This window comes from Hymenobacter agri, from assembly GCF_054778495.1.
On record NZ_BAAGZM010000829.1, the window covers coordinates 1 to 1,494 of the forward strand.

Here is a 1,494-nt window from a genome sequence, read left to right on the forward strand (position 1 = left end):
TCGAGCGCTTCGACAAAGGCCCCGCCGCCGACCCCGACAGCTCGGGCCTGGGCCTGAGCATTGCCCGCGCCGTGGCCGACCTGCACGGTATCGGGCTGGAAGTGAACTCGATTGCGGGCCTGGGCACCTCGTTTCTGCTCACGTTTCCGGCCCCGGCGGCGGCGTAGCCGGGCAGGCCGCCGGCTATTTTCCGGCTTATCATTTTCACATCATGTTGGCCGGGTAGGTTTGAGCCATCATCAACCCAAAACCCCCATACCCCATGAAAAAGCTGATGCTTTCCGCCGTTGCCCTGCTGTGCACGTTTGCTGCACTGGCCCAAACCGCTCCCAAAGGCCACCACGGCGGCGGCCATCATGGCGGGCACCACGGCCACCACGGCGGTCACCACAAAGTCAAGTAATTGCGCCTGCTTGCGAAATTGACTTCGAAAAGCCTCTCCGGCTCGCCCGGGGAGGCTTTTTGCTGGTATCATCGCCATTGTCAGCCCGGGGCGGCCGGTTTTGCTTTTCCTGATTTCTATGTTCTTACCCTGGCTTCTGGCGGGCAGCCTGGCGGCCGCCCTGCCCCCCACCGATACGACCGATGCGCCCAAACGCAGCTTTTCAGCCGCGCTGGGCTACGGCAGCAACTCCACCTACTTTGGCCGCTCGCAGGCGGTGGCGTTTCCCTATCTCACGGCCGATTTCACCTACACCACCAAAGGCGGAATTTACGGCTCGGTGGGACTATACAATCTGCTGAACACCCCCAATGCGCTCGACGAAACCGACCTCACCGTGGGCTGGGACCACGACTTCGGCGAGACCCTCGATGCCTCGGTCAGCTACTCACACTTTTTCTTCCCGACGGGCAGCCAGCTGGTGAAATCGAGCGTGAGCAACGCCCTCGATGTGGGCCTGGGCCAGGACTGGGGCGCGTTCTACTCGCGACTAAGCGCCACCTACTTATTCGGCAAGTCGACGGCTAAGGGCGACGCTTTTTTGATTCTGGAAAACTCCCGCTCCTTCGAAACCAAGCACGGGTTTGGGGCCCACGACTATTTCAGCGTGGAGCCGGCCGTGAGCGTGGCGGCTGGCACGCAGTCGTTCACCGAAGCCACGCTCAACAAGCGCAACGGCAATGGCAACGCCCCCGCCAAAGTGCGCAACGTGCGCCGCTTCACGCTAGTCGACTACGAGTTGGCCGTGCCCGTTACCTACACCGTAGGCAAGCTGGCCCTGAATGTAGGCTGGCGCTACGTGATGCCCGTGAACCTGCCCGCCGACGACACCGAGTCGCGGGCCCTGTCGGTGTGGACGGCCGGGCTGACGGTGACGCTGTAGCGGCGCGGCTGTTTTCGGCCCACTCCCGTAAACGAGGCAGGACGTAACCGACTTTTCCTGCTCGTTTTATGCGCACCCCGATTTTTTCATTTAGCCCCGCGGCCCGGCTGCTGGCGCTGGCTGGCACGGCCCTGCTGGGCGCCTGTAGCAGCGGTGCGCCGCTGGAGCA

General features: G+C 63.1%; 2 protein-coding genes. Both read left to right on the forward strand.

Features of this window, described 5'->3' with window-relative positions:
- Positions 1-262 precede the first annotated feature (262 nt).
- On the forward strand, positions 263-403 hold the full coding sequence (locus ACYVDE_RS22565) for a hypothetical protein (RefSeq protein WP_460503784.1): 141 nt from the start codon (positions 263-265) through the stop codon (positions 401-403).
- A gap of 118 nt (positions 404-521) precedes the next feature.
- A complete protein-coding gene (locus tag ACYVDE_RS22570; RefSeq protein ID WP_460503785.1) occupies positions 522-1,325 on the forward strand; it encodes a hypothetical protein in 804 nt (267 codons plus the stop codon).
- The last annotated feature ends 169 nt before the right edge of the window (positions 1,326-1,494 follow it).